We start from the raw sequence: 15,937 nt of genomic DNA, 5'->3' as shown, positions 1-15,937 counted from the left end.
GATCACCCTGGTGCGTAGGTGGGTACCTGCGGGCGGCCCTGGGCGCACCATGGGCGTTTGCGTCGCATCCTATCGCGGATCGTCGCCCTCCCCGACCGCCGACTGGCCGTGGCGGGGGTGTGAGATCACCCGTAGGTGTCGCGGGGCCCGCGCCCGCCGCGCACTGCCACCCTCCCGTGACGCCACGTGGGCCCCGCCGGCCCCAGGACCCGGATCTCAACCTTCCCCCCGCCAGGGCCCAGGGCCCGGTCCACAGCGCCCTCAATGGTGGGCATGAGGAGGCGCAGCTGCTGGGCCCAGGCGCTGGAGTCGGCGCGCAGAGTCAGGCGCCCGACCTCAAAGGACTCCACCGTGGCGTGAGCGGCGATCTGTGATCCAACGATCTCCTCCCAGCGCACCCGAACCCCGGCGATGGCCAGCATTCCGGCCCAGCCCCGCCGCTGTACGAAGCGGTTCAACTCGGCCGCGCCGGTGCGCGGGTCATAGCGGGTGGGCCCGGGCCGGTCGCGCCCCGGGGGCAGGCCCGGGCCCCGGTCGGCGTCCTCGTCCCGGGCGCCGCGCCGCGCCGGGCGCGTGTCCCAGGGGGCGGGGGCCTGCGGGTCCACCGGGGCGCGGCGGGCGGGGTCGCGTTGCTCCCCGGCCTCCCAGGCCCGGGCGCGCAGGCGGGCCAGGGCGCGCCGCGCCAGGACGTCGTCGCCGTGCGGGGCGGGGGAATCACTCACGGGTCACCTGCGAGTCGGCCACACGGAAGCGGGCGCCGGCGAGCTCAACGGGCACGTCGTCGTCGACGGCAGCGGTCAGCAGCACCTGCTGGGCGCCCGCCACCCGGGCCGCCAGGGCGCGCCTGCGGCGGGAGTCCAGGGAGGCGAAGACGTCATCGAGAATGAGGACCGGCTCCCCATCGCCCCCGTAGGCGTCGACGTCGTGGCGCGCCATCTCGTAGGAGGCCAGGCGCAGGGCCAGCGCCAGGGACCACTGCTCGCCGTGGGAGGCGAAGCCCTTGGCGGGCATCCCGCCCAGGAAGAGGGCGAGCTCATCGCGGTGGGCTCCTACCAGGTTGACGCCCCGGTCGATCTCACGGGAGTGGAGGGCCGTCATGGCCGTCTCCAGGCGCGCCGCCGTGGCGGCCGTGTCGGCCAAGGCGGCCTCCTGGCCCTCCCAGGATCCCGGATCATCGGGGTCGGGGTCGGCAGCCCCCTCGTGCGCCAGGAGACTGGAACGGTAGGCCAGGGCGACGGTGCCCCGCTCCTGGCTGACCGCGGCGTAGGCGTCCTCGACCCAGGGGCGCAGGCGGCGCAGAACGTTAATGCGGGCGGATATGAGGCGGGCGGCAGCGGCGGCGAGCTGAGCATCCCACACCTCCAGGGTGTCCATCATGGCCGAGCGCGGGGCGCCCGCGGCCCGCGCCGAGCGCAGCAGGCCGGCTCTTTGGGCCAGGATCTTGTCGTGCTCGGCGCGCGCCCCGGCCAGGGCCGGGCGCTCCATTACGGCCAGCTCATCGAGGAAGCGGCGCCGCAGCCCGGGCTCTTCACGAACGAGGGCGAGGTCTTCGGGTGCGAAGACGATGGCGCGCACAACCCCCAGTAGTTCGCGGGGGCGGCAGGCGTTGCGATTGAGGCGGGCCCGGTTGGCCCTCCCGGCAATAATCTCGATCTCCAGGACGCTGGGCCGCTCACCATGGTGGACTTTGGCGCGCACAACAGCCCCGGCCGGCTGCTCGGTTCCCGCTGGGGCGCGGCGCACGAGAGCGGTGTCAGCCCCCACCCGGTGGCTGGTAAGCCTGGAAAGATAGGCGACGGCCTCAATCAGGTTGGTCTTTCCCTGCCCGTTGGGGCCCACGAACGCCGTCGGGCCCGGATCCAAAGACACCACCAGGTGGTGGTAGGAGCGAAAATCGTCCAGGGCGAGGTCGGAGACGTACATGGTTCCGCTCGGCGGCAAGGGCCGCACCGTCTCAGGCGCCGAAACGGATCGGCATAATGAGGTAGCGGAAACTGGGGTCCTCGGGGCCGCCAATGGACTCCACGCCGGTGAGCACGGCGGGCTTGGACGCGTGGGTGAAGTCCATGCGCACATAGGGCTGGGTAATGGCCCCCAATCCATCCAGCAGGTACCCGGGGTTGAACGCGGTGCTCATCTCCTCGCCCTCCAGGTGGGCCGCCAGCTGCTCGGAGGCCTGGGCGTCGTCGCCCTGGCCGGCGTCCAGGTCGAGAGTGCCCTCGGTGAAAACCATGTGGATAGGGGTGGAGCGATCGGCGACCAGGCTGACGCGACGCACGGCCCCAATGAGCTCCTCGCGCCCCACAATGGCGTGGATCGTCGTGTTCTCGGGGAATAGGCGCAGCACCGGGGGATAGTCGCCATCGGTGAGCAAGGAGGTGGTGCGCCGCCCGGCGGCCTCGAAGCCAATGAGCCCAGCGGCCGCCTCCCCCGACTCGGTCAGGGCCAGAGTGACCTCCCCGGAACTGGTCAAAGACTTGGCGACATCCGACAGGGTGCGGGCCTTGAGCAGAGCCGAAGTGGTTAAGCCCGCGTCCCCGGGCTCCCAGGTCATCTTGCGCACAGCCAGGCGATAGCGGTCGGTGGCCATAAAGGTGATATTGGCGCCCTCAACCTCGATTTGGACGCTGGTGAGCAGGGGGAGGGTCTCGTCCCGAGAGGCGGCGGTGGAGACCTGACCCACGGCCTGGGCCAGATCGTGGGCATCGACTGTGCCGGCGACGGCGGGCATGGAGGGCAGGGCCGGGTAATCCTCGGTGGCCATGGCGGCCAAGGAGAAATGGGAGGCCCCGCAGGAGACATTCACCTTGGTGCCCTCCATCTCCAGGTCAACGGGCTTGGCCGGCAGTGCCTTGGCTATGTCGGCCAGGAGCCGACCCGAAACCAGAACCACGCCCTCTTCCTCGACCTCGGCGGGAACTTCACAACGGGCAGAAACCTCATAGTCGAAGGAGGCCAGGATCAGGCTGACCCTGGTGGCCTCCAGGCGCACGCCGGCCAGGACGGGGACGGGGGGTCGCGCAGGGACGGAGCGGGCGGTCCAGGTCACAGCCTCGGCGAGGACATCGCGGTCAACCCTGAGCTTCACGGTGTGGTGCCTCCCTGTCAGGAGCGAGCGTGTGGCCCCGCGCAGGCCGAGACGGCGCGCAGGGGGTACTACCCGGAGTCTAGACACATGCCCGGGGTCTGCGTCACATCACGCTGTTCCGGGCTCGGAGCCCCGGCTCCCGGGCCGGAGCTGCCCATGTTGGCAGGTCGGTGTTGATTCGCGGTGAGTTAGAGGATTGTAGGAGTAGTAGGTGGTGTGGATCCTGGGGGAAACCGGGGTGCGGCCTGTGATGGCGCGGCTCGAGGGTGTGGAACGACATGGGTGTGACTCCGTGGAGCACGATGGTCCCCAGTGGATCGTGCACTGGGCCGCTGTGCGCTCTCCCCAGCGCGGGCGCCGCTCCTCCACAGCCAGTGCCGTGATTCCCACGACAGATCCCCAGGTCTGTCCACAGCCGCCGGCCTCCGGGGGCCGGGCGCCAACAGGCCGGCGGGGGCCCGGCGCCGGCGGGCGACGACGGTGGGCCGGCGCCGTGACGCCCGGTGGCCGGATGCGCAGGGCCTCGGCGCGGCCGCCTCCGCGCGGCGCCGGCGGGCGCGCTCAGGCGCGGGGCTCCTGGGCGGCCTGCTTAATGCGGCTGGTGAGCTCGGTGACCTGGGTGAAGGTGGAACGGCGCTCGGACATGAGAGTGCGTATCTTCTTATTGGCGCTCATGACCGTGGTGTGATCCCGTCCGCCGAACTCCCGACCGATCTTGGGCAGGGACAGGTCGGTCAACTCGCGGCACAGGTACATGGCGATGTGGCGAGCGTTGACAATGGTGCGCGAGCGGTTGGCCGAGCACAGGTCGTCAATGGAGATGTCGAAGTAGTCGGCGGTCTGCCCCATAATGAGCGCCGGGGTGATTTCCTCCCCGGCGGGGTCGGAAATAATGTCCTTGAGCACCATCTCCGCCAGAGTTTGGTCAATGCCCTGCTTGTTGAGCGAGGCGAAGGCGGTCACCCGAATGAGTGCCCCCTCCAGTTCACGGATATTGGTGGTCACGCGCGAGGCGATGTAGTCCAGGACCTCCATGGGCAGGTCAAGCCCCTCGGCGGAGGCCTTGCGCGAGAGGATCGCGATGCGGGTCTCCAGGTCCGGGGGCTGGACGTCGGCCAGCAGCCCCCACTCGAAGCGCGATCGCAGGCGCTCATCGAGCCCGCCCAGGGCCTTGGGCGGTTGGTCGGAGGTGAGGACCACTTGCTTGCCGCTGGAGTGCAGGGCGTTGAAGGTGTGGAAGAACTCCTCGAGGGTGGACTCCTTGCCCTCCAGGAACTGGATGTCGTCCACCAGAAGAATGTCGACCTCGCGGTAGCGGCGCTTAAAGGACTCCAGACGGCCGTCATCGCGGTTGCCGTCGCGCAGGCAGGCGATGAACTCGGCGGTGAACTCCTCGGAGTTGACGTAGGTGACGCGGATGGCCGGGGTCAGGGTGCTGGCGTAGTGGCCAATGGCGTGCAGCAGGTGGGTTTTGCCCAGGCCGGATCCGCCGTAGATGAACAGTGGGTTATAGGCGCGCGCGGGCGCCTCGGCCACGGCGATGGCCGCCGCATGGGCGAAGCGGTTCGAGGCCCCGGTGACGTAGGTATCGAACGTGTAACGAGGGTTGAGCTGAGAACTGACGTTGGTAGTCGGAGCGGTGGCGGTTGGGGTGGTGGGGGCCGGCGGGGCCGCCTGGGGGACCTGCACAACCGGGGGCGCGGGTGCCGCAAAGGGAGTGGTCGTTCCCGGAGGGCGCTCGTAGGGGCCCGGGCCGGCATCGGCGCCCATGGGGGCGCTCATGGAGGGATAGGTGACGGGCTCGGCCACCGGCATGGGGACGGCCGCAGGGGGGACCGCCGCGGAGATCAGGGAGGTGTCGACAATGACCTCAAAGGGAACCTCGTGTTCCCACACCGCCGCCAGGGCCCGCCCAATGGGGCCGCGGGATTGCTCGACAATGTCCTTGGCGAAGGCCGAGCCGACCACCAGGACGAGAGTGCCATCGACATCAATGACCCGGGTCATGCGAATGATTGAGACCTTGCCCTGGCCGAGCTCCCCGGAGGCGGCAAGCACGTCGAGCGCGGAGTGCCACTGGGCGGTCGCTGCGTCGGGCACGGTCAGCCTCCTCAAGTAGGTGTACGGACGTCAGGACGTCCCAGGATGTCGAGGGGCGTCAGGCCCGCTCATCATGCTGTCTCTCCACAGAGTTGTCCACACGTGGGGAGAGACGTCTCGGTAACGGTTCAACCCCGGCAGGTCGCCCCACGGGCCTCACAGGGAGGCCGCTTCTTTGTGGGAAATCCACAGGACGGGGTCACTCAAGTTGTTCACATGGTCCGCGTGTCGATAGCCGTGAGCACTTCTCCCTTGCGGCGGCAGGTCACAGTCCGGACTCGAGGATCGACGTACACGACGCTGTGGATAGAGGATGTCCACAGGTGGCTGGGGGTAAAGGTAACGATGAGGTAACGGTCCGGAGTGGCCGGGCTCTCATCAGCGCCCAGCGGATCCGTTTGACCACCTCGAAACGCGAACCGTATTGTGGTGTAGACGTTCGTGTGGAGTCACGTCCCGAACCAGGGGGCAGCCGCGCGGGCGCGCCGGTGCCGCGATCCTCGCGACGCACTACCGACGACCACTCGACCAGGAGCACTCCCGTGAGCAAGCGGACCTACCAGCCGAACAACCGTCACCGTGCCAAGGTGCACGGCTTCCGCAAGCGCATGTCGACCCGCGCCGGCCGCGCCGTTCTGGCTTCGCGCCGCCGCAAGGGCCGCGCGCGTCTCGCCGCCTGAGGTGCTGCCGGCGGCGCACCGGATGCTGCGGCCCGAGGATTTCAGGGCCGCAGCGGTCGCTGGTGCGCGCAGCGGGAACCGCAGGCTGGTCCTCCACTACTACCGGGGCGACGGATGCCAGGACTCTTCAGCGCGCGTCGGCATTGTGGTGCCGAAAAGACAGGTGGCTAAAGCGGTGCGCCGCAACCGGATTAAGCGCCGCGTGCGGGCGCTCATGAGCGCCCGCATCGACGCCCTCGAGCCTGGCGCCAGGGTGGTTGTGCGCGCGCTGGCCGGGGCCGACGGCGCCACTAGCGAGCAGCTCGGGGCCGACTTGGACCGGCTGCTTGAGCGCTGCCGGGAACTGCACCGACAGGGGCGACGTCGATGACATCGGTGGCTTCCACCGTGGTGCTCGCCCCGGTGCGCTTCTATCAGCGCTTCATCTCTCCGCTCTTGCCGCGCAGCTGCCGCTACTACCCGAGCTGCTCGCAATACGCGGTCCAAGCGATCCAGGTTCACGGCGTCCTCAAGGGGGGCGTGCTGGCCCTGTGGCGGCTCCTGCGCTGCAATCCGATGACCGGTGGTGGGGTCGACCACGTGCCTGAGCCCGGCCAGTGGCGTTATCCCCACCCCCATGACATTCCCCGCTTCATGATCGACGAGGTCGGGACCGAAGGCCACTAGAGAAGACCTGCGGGGCGCAATGCTCCGCGAGAACAAGGAGAGCTCATCTAATGGACTCATTACTGTGGCCCCTCAAGGTCGCCGTCGCCTATATTATGGTTTATATTCACAAGGCACTTGTTCTTGTGGGTCTGCCCGATGGGGCCGGGATCGCCTGGGTCCTGTCGATTGTCGGTCTGACAGTCGTGGTGCGCATTCTCATTATGCCGCTGTTCGTCAAGCAGATCCGGGCCTCTCGCAGTATGCAGCTCATCCAGCCCGAGCTTCAGGCGCTTCAGGCCAAGTACAAGGGCAAGAAGGATCCCGTTTCGCGTCAGCGCCAGCAAGAAGAGATGATGGCCCTGTATCGCAAGCACGGGACCAACCCCATGTCCTCCTGCCTGCCGATGCTGGTGCAGATGCCGGTGTTCTTCGCGCTCTTCCGGGTGCTGGCCTCCCTGGAGGCGGTGGCGAACGGGACCTACGAGGGCCATGCGGCCATTGGCCCGCTCACCGCCGAGCTGGCCGGACAGGTCCAGGCCTCCTCGGTCTTCGGGGCGAAACTCTCAGAGTCCTTCATGGGCTCGACGGACGGCGTGGTCAAGCTCGTCGCCATTGTCCTCATTGTGGTCATGTCGGTGACGCAGTGGTACACCATGGCGCAGCTGAGCATGAAGAACATGCCGGAGTCCGCGAAGAGTTCGGACAACCCCATGATGCGCTCCCAGAAGATGATGATGTATATCATGCCGGTCATCTTCGCGGTCACTGGCGTGCAGTTCCAGATCGGTGTCCTCATTTACTGGGTGACCTCCAATTTCTGGACCATGGGCCAGCAGTTCTTCACCATTCGCAATATGCCGGCCCCCGGCTCGGAGGCGGAGAAGAAGTACCGCGCTCGAGTCAATGCCAAGCGCGCCCGCAAGGGTCAGCCCTCGTTGGAAGAGGAGGAGGCGGCCGCCCGCGCCCAGTCCGGCGATGCGCAGGGCGGGGGCCAGCGGGTCCAGCCGGTGCGCAAGGACCGGCAGAAGAAGGGCGTCCAGTCCCCGATCTCCTTGGAGAAGGTTGCTGACAGTCAGCAGACGAAGGCCAAGGAGCCGCGCTCCGCCCCGGGGGGGCTGACCCCGGAGGAGATTGCTCGCCGTCGTTATGAGAGGCGCGCCCAGGCCCGGCGCCGGTCAGCCGCTAAGCGTAAGTCCCAGAAGAAGAGCAAGCGGGGCTGAGCCCGCACCCCTGTCGTCGCGAGTAGGAACGGACTGACACATGAGCGAGAACACTATCTCGTCGAGCACCATTAAGCGTCTGGAGGAGGAGGGCGAGATTGGCGCGGACTATCTCGAGGAACTCCTCGACATCGCCGACCTCGGTGGGGACATAGACATTGACATTGACCACGGCCGGGCTTCGGTGGCCATTATTGCCTCGGAGGAGAGCGACAAGCGGGAGCTGGCCGACCTCGTGGGCCGCGACGGCGAGGTGCTGGAGGCGGTCCAGGAATTGACCCGCTTGGCCGTCCAGACCCGTACCGGCAACCGGTCGCGACTCATGCTGGACATTAACGGCTACCGGGCGGCGCGCCGGGCTGAACTCACCACCGTGGCCCGGCGGGCCGTTGAGCGGGTCAAGGCCACCGGCCAAACAGTGTCTTTGAAACCGATGAATCCCTTTGAGCGCAAGGTGTGCCACGACGTCGTCGCCGCTGCGGGCCTGATCTCGGAGTCCGAGGGGGCCGAGCCGCATCGGCACGTCGTGGTGATGCTCGCCGACGACGTCGAGGCGGATGAGGATCGCGAGCAGGGTTCCCGGGACGCCACTGCTGCCAGGCCGGGCGGACGTGAGGACCAGGGCTGAGATGGGTCAAGAACACCGGGACCTGCCGCAGCCGGCGGCAGGTGCTGTCGTGGAGGTGGAGCAGCCCACTGAGGAGATGATCGAGCTTTTCGGGGTGGCGTTCAGTGCGGCTGAGCACTTCGCCCAAATGCTGGCCGAACAAGGAGAGCTGCGCGGGCTGCTCGGTCCGCGGGAGCTGCCGCGCCTGTGGAGTCGCCACCTCGTCAACTCCGCGGCAGTAGTGCCCTTCCTGCCCTCTCGAGGATCGGTGGCGGATGTTGGCTCGGGTGCAGGGCTCCCCGGGATTGTGATCGCACTACTCCGGCCGGATCTGGAGATATCTCTTATCGAGCCTATGGAGCGTCGAGTCGAGTGGCTGGAGACGGTGGTTGCCGATCTCGACCTGGACAACACCACTGTGCGCCATGCGCGCGCTGAGAATGTCAAGGATCGCTTTGACGCGGTGACCGCCCGCGCGGTGGCCAAGATGTCGACCTTGGTGCGATTGACCGCGCCGCTGCTGCGTCAGGGCGGGTGCTTGCTGGCCCTCAAGGGGGCGCGCGCTGAAGCTGAGGTCGCCGACGCGACGTACGTTGTGAAGAAGGCTCGGCTCAAACCGGCCGTGATTCATGAAATCCTCACCCCGGGTGGGGAACTCACGCGAGTTGTTGAGGTCCGTCGTCCGCGCCAGCGGTAAGGGCAGGAGTCGGGGCGGGACGGACGCGCATGCGACTGTCAGCCCACCGTGGTGGCGATCCTGGTGACCCTGCGAGGCAGTCCCTGGCGCTGGGAGGTGCTTCCCGAGGCCACCAGGCCGGAGCCGTCGTCGGCGAACCGGTACTCGCGGGCGGTGCGCGACCAGTCGCACCGCTCCACCGGTCGCCGCCTAATCTGCGCGAACCACTCACAGGTCCTGACGGCCTGCTCCGTGAGCGAACCGGTGAACCTCCGGCGCGGGACCGCGCGGCTGCGCGACTCCAGATTGAAGAACGGGTTGCGCAGACGGCCGACCGTGGTGCGCTTCCCATTGAAGTAGGCACCGACGGTCAGCACCACGCACTCGTCGGCGACCAGGTCGAACCACGCCAGGCAGCGCCCGTCCGTCGAGGGGCTGTCCATGCCCCGATACCAGTCGTCGGGGGCCAAGCAGAGCCCTCTGAGATCCGCCGGAAGGGCAGCGCGCAGAATCGCGACCCATCCGGCCTCAACGGGCGCCAGGTGTTTAGTCACTGCAACACTCACAGACGAAGTCTACGATCACTGGTCGCCACAATCTCACCCTTGTGCGATCGGGGTCCGGGGCGAAGGCCACAGCGGCCAGGAGTGGCCGGGTCGTCCGCGGACGCCGGCACCGGGGCCGCACCGCTTGTGGGCACTGGGGAACCGGCTGCTCGACGTCCTCGGGTTCGAGGGCGGTCCGACCCGGCGCGAGCGGGAGCATCTGCTCGGGCCGGGAGGGGGCTGGCGATGCGGCGGAGTACTCGGCTCCTTGACGGCCTCCGCCGCCCGTGTTAAATTGGCGCACCGTCAGGACCCTACGCGGGTTCAATGAAGACCTAGGCATGTAACTCGTTGAGTCGAGGCAAGACCCTAGTTCGGGATCGTCAGTGATCCTGAGCGCGGGTCTTTTTTGTTCCCGGGGTCAGAATCGATCAAGGGAGAATCGACATGGCTTCGGTCGACTATCGACAACTCGCCGACGACGTGCTCAAGGCGGTTGGCGGCCAGACCAATGTGAAGGAAGTGACGCACTGCGCGACCCGGTTGCGGTTCGTGCTGGCCGATCCGACTAAGGCGGACAAGCCCGTAGTCCAGGGGCTGCCCGGTGTCATCACGGTGGTGGAGAGCGCGGGCCAATTCCAGGTGGTGATAGGCAACAACGTCTCGCAGGTGTATGAGGGCCTGCCCAGTGCGCTCACCAGCGATGAAGCGGCCGCCGATCGGGCGACGGGCGGTAACCGGCAGAACCCGCTGAGCCGCTTGATCGATGTCATGTCGGGCATCTTCGGCCCGCTGCTCGGGGTCATGGGAGCGTTGGCGATCCTGAAGGGACTGCTCATGATCCTGACTACCGTGGGGGTGTTGGCAACCACCTCCACCACCTATGCGGTGCTGTTTGCGACCGCGGATGCGTTCTTCGCATTCTTGCCGGTACTGCTCGCCGCCACCGCCGCGCGCAAGTTCGGCTCGAACATGTACACGGCAATGGCCTTGGCCGCCGCCATGCTCTACAACCAGCTGGTCGACGTCTCCCTCATAGTCGAGGGCGAGGCCATCAAGATGACCTTGAAGGCGTTCTACGACGACGGCAACCCGGTGACCTTCCTCGGTATCCCCATGCAACTGCCGAGCTACACCGGCACCGTGATACCGATTCTGCTCGCGGTATGGGGCCTGTCCTACCTTGAGAAGGGCCTGAACAAGCTGGTCCACGAGGCAGTTCGCAACTTCGTCACCCCGCTCATTGCGCTCGTCATTGCCGTGCCCGTTGTCCTGCTGACGATCGGCCCGGCCGCGACCGCGCTCGCGAACGGCATTGCCGCCGGTCTGTTGCTCATCTACGGCCTGTCGCCGCTGCTTACCGGGGCCCTCATTGCGGCACTGTGGCAGGTTCTGGTGATCTTCGGCGTGCACTGGGGCATGGTGCCGATCTTCCTCAACAACATTGCCACGCTCGGCTATGACACCCTCAAGCCGGCTATTTGGCCCGCCGTGATGGGACAGGCCGGCGCCGCCTTCGGTGTATTCCTCAAGATCAGGTCGGCTCAGGCCAAGGGGCTGGCCGGCACAGCGGCCCTGTCGGCGATCTTCGGCATTACCGAGCCCGCAATCTACGGTGTCAACCTGCCCCGCAAGCGCCCATTCATTATCGGTATCGCGGCCGCCGCCGTCGGTGGAGCGATCACGGGCGCCTTCGGGGTCAAAGTGTACGGTTACGCGCTCTCCGGCATTCTGCAGCTCCCAATGGGATTCGGTGATCCACTGGGGCTGGGCGACACCTTCATCCCATTTCTGGTCGGAACGTTCACGGCCTTCGTGCTGGCGACGGTCGGCGTCTACCTCTTCGGGTTCAGCAAAGAGGAGGTTCAGGCCGACCGGGAGGAGGCTGCGCGCGCCGAGCAGCCGGCGGAGCTGCATGCCGCGGCCGGTGGTAGCGCCCCGGAGGGCCCTCTTCTCGCGCCCGCCGCGGGCACGCTGGTCGCGCTGCCGGACGTCCCCGATCCGGTGTTCAGCTCCGGGGCAATGGGACCCGGATTCGGGATCATCCCCGACGGCGGCGAGATCGTGTCCCCGATCGACGGTACCGTCGTGGTGGCAATGGGCACCGGCCACGCCTTCGGCATCAAGGGTGATGACGGTATGGAAATCCTGGTGCATATCGGCATTGACACCGTCCAACTGAAAGGCGCGCCATTCACCAACGCAGTTGCGAAGGGAACCCGGGTACGGGCGGGCGATCACCTGGTGACAGCCGACCTGGGCGCTATCACCAGCGCCGGATACGACACCACTACCGTGACCATTATTACCAGCCCAAGCGCGGTAGCGGCCGCCGATCTCATTGCAGCCGGTGCGGTGCGGGCCGGCGAGCCCGTCTTCGCCGTCGAACGCTGAACGGATTCTGAACGGAAAGGAGCAATATTATGAGTTCAACGACCGAACCGGCCGTGACCGGCGTGCCTACCGAGCCCGTGTTCCCGGAGGGTTTTCTCTGGGGAGGTGCGCTGGCGGCGAATCAGTGCGAAGGCGCTTGGAACGTCGGCGGAAAGGGCTTGTCCGTCGCTGATGCGACCACCTACAAGCCCAAGCTCGATCCCGCCGACTATCAAGGCGCTCATGGCATTACCACGGCCGACATTATGGAGGCGGCGGCGTACGACGGCACCGGACCGTACCCCAAGCGCCGGGGGAATGACTTCTACCATCGCTACATCGAAGACCTGGACCTCATGCAGGAGATGGGATTCAAGGCTCTTCGCGTGTCGATTCAGTGGACCAGGCTGTTCCCAACGGGTGAGGAACTCGAGCCCCTCAGCGAGGGAGTAGCCTTCTACCACCGGCTGTTCCGGGCCATGCGGGAGCGGAACATCGAACCACTGGTCACGCTGCACCACTACGAGCAGCCATTGGCGCTGAGCATCACCCGGCGGGGATGGCACGATCGGGCACTGATCGACATGTTCCTGCGGTTCGCCAGGGTGTGCTTCACCGAGTACGGGCAGTATGTGAAGTACTGGCTCAACTTCAACGAGATCGACTCGATCTTCCGACACTCCTTCACCACGGCCGGCATTGTGCTCGACCAGTTCGAGGGGATGAACCAGGAGGAGGCGATCTATCAGGCACTCCACCACCAGTTGGTCGCCGCGGCCAGGGCAGCCGCCTTAATGCGGGAACTGGTTCCGGGCGCCGAGATGGGCTGCATGCTGACTCGGACGCTGCGATACCCGTTGACCTGTCACCCTGATGACTGCCTGATCGCGCAACGAACGAACCGCGAGAACCTTATGTACGCCGACGTCCAGGTGTTCGGGGAGTACCCGCAGTGGCTGGTCGAGGAGTGGGAGCGCAAGGGGATCCACGTCGCCATGGCGGCCGGCGATCTTGAGGCGCTGCGGCAGGGAACCGTCGACTTCGTGTCGTTCAGCTACTACATGTCAATGGTCTCCACCCGGGACGACACCGGTCTGCAGAAGGTCAGCGGCAATCTCATCACCGGGGCGAAGAACCCGTACCTCGACGTCACTGAGTGGAACTGGCAGATCGACCCGAAAGGGCTGCGGTTCAGCCTGATCGACCTCTACGACCGATACCGCCTACCGCTGTTCATTGTGGAGAACGGAGTCGGCGCCAAGGACGTGTTCAAGAACGGGACGGTGGAGGACGACTACCGGATTGAATACTTCCGGCAGCACATTACCCAGATCGGCTTGGCGATTGCCGATGGAGTGGACCTCATGGGGTACACGCCGTGGGGCTGCATTGACATTGTGTCGATGTCGTCCTGCCAGATGTCCAAGCGGTACGGCTTCGTCTACGTCGATGCCGACGACGAGGGCAACGGCAGCTACGACCGCTTCCGGAAGAAGTCATTCGCCTGGTACCAACGGGTTATTGCCACTAACGGCGGTGATCTGAGCGATCTGTAGCCCGGTCGCCCCGCGCGCACCCGACGAACCCTGCGACAATAACGATCACGGCGATGGACGGAATCAGTGGTGGGGTCGACCAGTCGGTCGGCCCCGCTCACCGACCCAGAAAGAACACGGCACATGAAGGTCGTCAGAATCCTGAACAATAACGCGCTCGTCGCACGGGAGAATGGCCGGGACATGGTAGCCATCGGCCGCGGGATCAGCTTCCGCTACCCCAAGGGCCAGGAGATGCCACAGGAGGCCGCTGAGCAGCTTTTCGTCCCCAGTCCGGCGCAGCCGATCGATCGGCTCAGCGCCTTCCTGACCGACCTGCCACTGGATCACATTAGGATCGCGATTGAGCTGTGTGAGGCCGCACCGGGCAACCTGAGCCGCAAGCCGCCGGAGTCCCTGATAATCGCGATCGCTGACCACATCAGCTTCGCCAGTCAACGGATCCAGCAGGGGCTGCCGCTGCAGAACCCGCTGAAGTGGGAGATCAGCCAGCTCTATCCGCGTGAACTCGAGGTCGGCCGCCTCGGCATCCGCTTGGTCAAGGAGCGGATCGGGGTCACGCTCCCCGACGACGAGGCGGCCAGCATCGCCATGCACCTGGTCAATGCCCAGTTCACGGCTCACGGCCTCCACCAGGGCGTCCGGATGACCGAGGCGCTCACTCAGATATTGGACATGATCGCCCGCACCTTCGATGTCCGGATCGACCACGAGTCAATGAGCACAGCCCGCTTCATCACTCACATGCGCTATGTTTTCGCCCGCCTCGACGCGGCCCAGCAGATCAGCGCTTCGCCCGAAGAACTAATCGACTCGATACAGGCCGCCTACCCCGAGGCTTTCGGATGCGCGGAACGGATCGCATTCCTGCTCCGGATGGCGTTCGACGCCGACGTCGATCGCGACGAGTGCGCCTTCATCGCCCTGCACATCGCACGGCTGATCGAGGACGCCAGTTAGATCCGGCTAGACGCCGGTTAGAGGTATTAGAGGTATGCGGCGCGCAGGTCCGCCGGGTCCTTCGCCGACAAGTCGGCCAGCGTGACGTCGAAGACCGTGCGTGCTCCGGTCTCGCCGCGCGCCGCCATCCTCGCGACCGCCCGGCCCATGGCGGCTACCACGGAGCCGGTGAACTCGGGGTTCGATCCGAGCTGGAGCTCAAAGGCGATATTCGCGGTGACTCCCGCAGAGGTCTCGCCCCGGCGGACCACCGTCCCGCCGTGGGGAATGCCGCTGTGCTCGGCCGCCATCTCCTCGGCGGAGATGAAGGTCACGGTGGTGTCATAGTCGGCGAAGTAGTTCGGCATCTCCACGATCTCCTTCTCAATACGAGCGAGATCGGCGCCCTCGTCGGCCACGACGTAGCAGGCGCGCCGGTGCATTGAGCGCGTCGTCAGTTCGACGTCGTCGCCCGCTTTAACCGCATCGACGGTTTCCTGCACCGGCAGCGTGTACTGTCGCGCATCCGCCACCCCGGGAATGCGGCGAATCGCGTCCGAGTGCCCCTGCGAGACGCCGGGGCCCCAGAAGGTCGTTGTCGCCCCGCTGGGCAAGACCGCGTCCCCGAGAACCCGGAGCATGGAGAACAGGCCGGGATCCCAGCCGGTGGAGATGAGGGCGAGGTGACCGGCCCCCTTCGCGGCGGCGTTAACGGAGGCGAAGTGGGCGGGAATCTTGGCGTGCGTGTCGTAGGAGTCGACCGTGTTGAAGAAGGCGGTCGTCGCCGGGCCCTGCTCGGTCAGATCCGTCGCCGACCCGCCGCAGTTGAGGCAGACATCAACCTTGTCCGCCCAGTTCGGCATGTCGTCGACGTGCGCAACCGGGGCGCCCTGCGTCACAATCGACGTCGGATTACGTCGAGTGAAGACGACGACGAGCTCCATGTCGTTGTTCTTGGAGATGGCCTGCTCGGCGCCCCGCCCGAGGTTGCCGTATCCGTTGATTGCGACCCTGATCATGAGCCCTCCTATTGTCGAGCGCCTGTAAGTGCAAGCTTTCCACCACAGCCGCCCCGGCGGTGGCTCCGTCTCACCGGCTGGCACGCTCGAGGGCGGAGGAGAAGGTCACGGACTCCGCCACGGATGGAGCCCGACATCAGTCGTCGACGATAAAGTTATCAAGAGCGTCGCCGCTTGATAAACTTATCGACATGAGGTCTCCTCTGGACTCGCCGTTCAGCCCTGGCTCCGATACTGTGCCCGCGGTCTGGGCCGGTCGCACGCCCCAACCCAGGGGCTCGGCAAAGTTGTTTCTATGGTGCTGTGACCAGGCGTGTTGCTTCTGATGGTTCGTAGGTGAGGTGTCGTAGTCGTTCGGTTATGGATGCGTGGGGTCCGTAGGTCAGGCGTATGAGGCTGATGGCGGTGTTGCGCAGGGTGGCCATGACGTGGGGTCCGTTGCCGGTGCGCAGCTGGTGGCGGTCCTCATCGAAGGTGACGTCCCGC

General features: G+C 66.4%; 15 protein-coding genes and 1 pseudogene. 9 read left to right on the top strand and 7 right to left on the bottom strand.

The window, feature by feature from the left end; genetic code table 11:
• Positions 1 to 125: 125 nt before the first annotated feature.
• The 4 genes from EUC46_RS13300 to dnaA all read right to left on the bottom strand — a co-directional run bounded on the left by EUC46_RS13300 (position 126) and on the right by dnaA (position 5,188).
• Positions 126 to 722 carry a DciA family protein gene (locus tag EUC46_RS13300; protein ID WP_206645930.1) on the bottom strand — a complete coding sequence of 199 codons (597 nt, stop codon included), beginning with the start codon at positions 720 to 722 and terminating at the stop codon, positions 126 to 128.
• Positions 715 to 1,923: a DNA replication/repair protein RecF gene (recF, locus tag EUC46_RS06980; protein ID WP_128773466.1), complete on the bottom strand. Its 1,209-nt coding sequence runs from the start codon at positions 1,921 to 1,923 to the stop codon at positions 715 to 717. Before recF ends, EUC46_RS13300 begins: the two co-directional genes overlap by 8 nt.
• A 31-nt stretch (positions 1,924 to 1,954) precedes the next feature.
• On the bottom strand, positions 1,955 to 3,088 hold the full coding sequence (gene dnaN / locus EUC46_RS06975; RefSeq protein WP_128773465.1) for a DNA polymerase III subunit beta: 1,134 nt from the start codon (positions 3,086 to 3,088) through the stop codon (positions 1,955 to 1,957).
• Positions 3,089 to 3,649: 561 nt separating this feature from the next.
• Positions 3,650 to 5,188, bottom strand: a complete 1,539-nt coding sequence (gene dnaA, locus EUC46_RS06970; RefSeq protein ID WP_128773464.1) for a chromosomal replication initiator protein DnaA — start codon at positions 5,186 to 5,188, stop codon at positions 3,650 to 3,652.
• A gap of 542 nt (positions 5,189 to 5,730) precedes the next feature.
• Between dnaA and rpmH the strand changes: the two genes are divergently transcribed.
• Genes rpmH through rsmG form a run of 6 tightly spaced genes read left to right on the top strand, consistent with a single transcriptional unit; the run spans position 5,731 to position 9,040 of the window.
• Entirely contained in the window at positions 5,731 to 5,868 is a 138-nt protein-coding gene (gene rpmH / locus EUC46_RS06965) for a 50S ribosomal protein L34 (RefSeq protein WP_009232709.1), read from the top strand.
• A gap of 1 nt (position 5,869) precedes the next feature.
• Positions 5,870 to 6,238 (top strand): ribonuclease P protein component, encoded by a 369-nt coding sequence (gene rnpA, locus EUC46_RS06960; protein ID WP_128773463.1) that lies wholly within the window; start codon positions 5,870 to 5,872, stop codon positions 6,236 to 6,238.
• Entirely contained in the window at positions 6,235 to 6,534 is a 300-nt protein-coding gene (yidD, locus tag EUC46_RS06955; protein ID WP_128773462.1) for a membrane protein insertion efficiency factor YidD, read from the top strand. Before rnpA ends, yidD begins: the two co-directional genes overlap by 4 nt.
• 50 nt (positions 6,535 to 6,584) lie before the next feature.
• Entirely contained in the window at positions 6,585 to 7,736 is a 1,152-nt protein-coding gene (gene yidC, locus EUC46_RS06950; RefSeq protein WP_128773461.1) for a membrane protein insertase YidC, read from the top strand.
• Between the two features lie 40 nt (positions 7,737 to 7,776).
• Positions 7,777 to 8,364, top strand: a complete 588-nt coding sequence (locus EUC46_RS06945; RefSeq protein WP_128773460.1) for a Jag family protein — start codon at positions 7,777 to 7,779, stop codon at positions 8,362 to 8,364.
• A gap of 1 nt (position 8,365) precedes the next feature.
• Positions 8,366 to 9,040, top strand: a complete 675-nt coding sequence (gene rsmG / locus EUC46_RS06940; RefSeq protein ID WP_128773459.1) for a 16S rRNA (guanine(527)-N(7))-methyltransferase RsmG — start codon at positions 8,366 to 8,368, stop codon at positions 9,038 to 9,040.
• Between the two features lie 38 nt (positions 9,041 to 9,078).
• Here rsmG and EUC46_RS06935 read toward each other — a convergent pair whose 3' ends face one another.
• Positions 9,079 to 9,585, bottom strand: coding sequence for a hypothetical protein (locus tag EUC46_RS06935; protein WP_241655454.1), 507 nt, complete (start codon positions 9,583 to 9,585; stop codon positions 9,079 to 9,081).
• 426 nt (positions 9,586 to 10,011) lie between these two features.
• On the opposite strand from EUC46_RS06935, the gene EUC46_RS06930 reads away from it, so the two are divergent.
• The 3 genes from EUC46_RS06930 to EUC46_RS06920 all read left to right on the top strand — a co-directional run bounded on the left by EUC46_RS06930 (position 10,012) and on the right by EUC46_RS06920 (position 14,453).
• Positions 10,012 to 11,958: a beta-glucoside-specific PTS transporter subunit IIABC gene (locus EUC46_RS06930; RefSeq protein ID WP_128773458.1), complete on the top strand. Its 1,947-nt coding sequence runs from the start codon at positions 10,012 to 10,014 to the stop codon at positions 11,956 to 11,958.
• A gap of 29 nt (positions 11,959 to 11,987) precedes the next feature.
• A complete protein-coding gene (locus tag EUC46_RS06925) occupies positions 11,988 to 13,493 on the top strand; it encodes a glycoside hydrolase family 1 protein (RefSeq protein ID WP_128773457.1) in 1,506 nt (501 codons plus the stop codon).
• 123 nt (positions 13,494 to 13,616) lie between these two features.
• A complete protein-coding gene (locus EUC46_RS06920; protein WP_128773456.1) occupies positions 13,617 to 14,453 on the top strand; it encodes a PRD domain-containing protein in 837 nt (278 codons plus the stop codon).
• Between the two features lie 26 nt (positions 14,454 to 14,479).
• Here the strand turns inward: EUC46_RS06920 and EUC46_RS06915 are convergent, their stop codons facing one another.
• Together EUC46_RS06915 and EUC46_RS13020 are read right to left on the bottom strand one after the other, a co-directional pair.
• Positions 14,480 to 15,451 (bottom strand): diaminopimelate dehydrogenase, encoded by a 972-nt coding sequence (locus EUC46_RS06915; RefSeq protein ID WP_128773455.1) that lies wholly within the window; start codon positions 15,449 to 15,451, stop codon positions 14,480 to 14,482.
• Between the two features lie 293 nt (positions 15,452 to 15,744).
• A pseudogene (locus EUC46_RS13020) lies at positions 15,745 to 15,937 on the bottom strand (ISAs1 family transposase); the annotation flags it as partial.

The sequence above is a fragment of the Actinomyces oricola genome, assembly GCF_004104015.1.
In the GTDB taxonomy this organism is placed as follows: domain Bacteria; phylum Actinomycetota; class Actinomycetes; order Actinomycetales; family Actinomycetaceae; genus Actinomyces; species Actinomyces oricola.
This window is presented reverse-complemented; position numbering and strand designations above follow the sequence as displayed.